General features: G+C 61.7%; 2 protein-coding genes. Both read right to left on the reverse strand.

Annotated features, from left to right (window positions below; genetic code table 11):
* Positions 1-30 precede the first annotated feature (30 nt).
* Positions 31-654, reverse strand: a complete 624-nt coding sequence (locus L979_RS12820) for a restriction endonuclease (RefSeq protein WP_081994503.1) — start codon at positions 652-654, stop codon at positions 31-33.
* A 99-nt stretch (positions 655-753) separates the two neighbouring features.
* The gene (locus L979_RS12825) at positions 754-1,518 is read right to left on the reverse strand and encodes a hypothetical protein (protein ID WP_047692598.1); all 765 of its coding nucleotides are present in this window, start codon (positions 1,516-1,518) and stop codon (positions 754-756) included.
* Between the last annotated feature and the right edge of the window lie 317 nt (positions 1,519-1,835).

The following is a 1,835-nucleotide window of genomic DNA, read 5'->3' on the forward strand; positions in this document are numbered from 1 at the left end:
CACGGGAGGGTTCAGACCGCTTCTACACTCTCATTTGCGATGAGCCGGTTTACGTCCGTACCAGAGTCGATCCATGAGCGCTGACTCAACCTCTAGGATCTCTGACACCCGTCGCAGCGTGCTTGTCCCAACATCGTGCTTGAACGCTAGATCTAGATTCTGCTCAACGAGCCGAAGGAGCTGTGGCTTCTCCCAGATGCGGATCCTGAAGGGCGGATTGTTGGAGCGTTGATAGTCCGCGATCCAATCCTTAGCCCCGTTGGTTAGATAGCCGGATGCAATGAAGAGGAGCGCTGACGGGCGCTCAGCGCTGGCCCAGGCGATTGCCCCCTGAAGCGCTTCCGGAGGAACGCCGCGCTTGTAGTGCTTGCAATCGACGAACCAGCGCTCCTCGTACTCGTGCCCGTCAACGTCCCTCATAGACCGGCGGGCGACGATATCTCGACCACGGTCGGACGGCGACGCAGCGAGCGGGGTCCCCTTTCTCCAATCCACATTGGAAAAGCCACTCTCGGCCAAGAGGTCGAAGCAGAACTCTTCGAAGTCCGTGGGCGATAGTGCTTCGAAGTCGAGGGAGCCGAGGGTGAAGTCGTGCTCGGACTCGGCGACGGCCATCGCATCATCGTCGAGTGGATGCTCGGGCACCTTTTCCATACGGCCAGTATATGAAGCGCCACACGCGAGGGAAGCCCGACGTCGACTCGGCTTGCTACTGGCAGTCGTCTGCGATTACCCGGTGGACGTGACGTTGGGCTAGTTCCTCACGATCGGCGGTTCGGGACGCCCTGGCTCCCAAATCTCCCAGCCGATCTTCCTGCCCAGGTCGCCGAAGCAGCCCTGGACGCCGAGGCGGTGGACGCAGTACCACCAGGCCTCCAGCTCGTCCGCGATGCGGTCCCGAAGTCGGACCTCGTACTCGTCCAGCGCTTGGTTGTCTCCGTAGGGGACTTCGGCGAGCTCGGGCTCTGTGCTCCTAACGTGGAACTCGACTTGCTCCCAGTACTCAGATGGCGACTCATCCGAGCCAGGCTCGTTGGTCGCGAGGATGCCTAGGTGGTGGAAGCGCCCCGACTTCCCGTACCGAGCGAACGTCGCGAAGAGAAGCGGGAGTGTGGTGCTCCCGCTGATCCGATCAGCGAGAGTCTCGGCATACCCGGTGTGGGTGGATCGCGCCTGGCCGCGTTCAATCGCCGTGTTGAGCAGTTCAATCGCCGTGTTGAGCAGCTGACTCATCTTCTGGATGTCATGACCCCAGTCGTACCTCAAGGTCGCCTTGGAGGGCCAGGAGCCCGAAGCCTCGATCTCGTTGCAGCCGAGCATGACCTTCATGGCCTTCTCCACGCCGATGCTGCCCAGCATAAACACGCCATCGCCGTGCAGCGAGACAAAGCGAAGGGTTCGGATTGCCTCCACGGAGTCGCGCAGGAGGTTGCGCACTGCCCCGGCCTCCTCCAGCAGCGCGAACCCCTGGTGCGTCGACAACGCCGGGTGCAGTCCCGGCGGCGGGCTCGATGCCATTCCCTCGGTCCTCCTCGTGCCCCTCTGGTCGCCCTCCTATCCAGAAGGGGCGCATGATGGCGCTCCATGAGCGGGGTGCCTTTGCTGCTGCGCGAGTCGCTGTGACCAAGGGTTACTCGGCTACGGAACGTGGTTGAATTTCGTTTCGCCGTATAACCTCTGGCGTCCGTGACAGGTCGTGAACGGGCCTGTTGTACAGACGAACTGAAGCGCCAGCCAACAACATTCCTGTGTGAAGGCATCGGGACTGCCGCCCAAATGGGTGACATCCTGACCTGCCCTACGGTTAGGTTTCCACTCTTGGTCGCTAGCTTCCG

Origin of the sequence: Kocuria sp. ZOR0020 (genome assembly GCF_000800955.1) — a bacterium.
GTDB lineage: Bacteria > Actinomycetota > Actinomycetes > Actinomycetales > Micrococcaceae > Kocuria > Kocuria subflava.

Coding starts and splice junctions, on each gene's coding strand:
- L979_RS12820 (WP_081994503.1), bottom strand. CDS start 654: ATGGAAAAGGTGCCCGAGCATCCACTCGACGATGATGCGATGGCCGTC.
- L979_RS12825 (WP_047692598.1), bottom strand. CDS start 1,518: ATGGCATCGAGCCCGCCGCCGGGACTGCACCCGGCGTTGTCGACGCAC.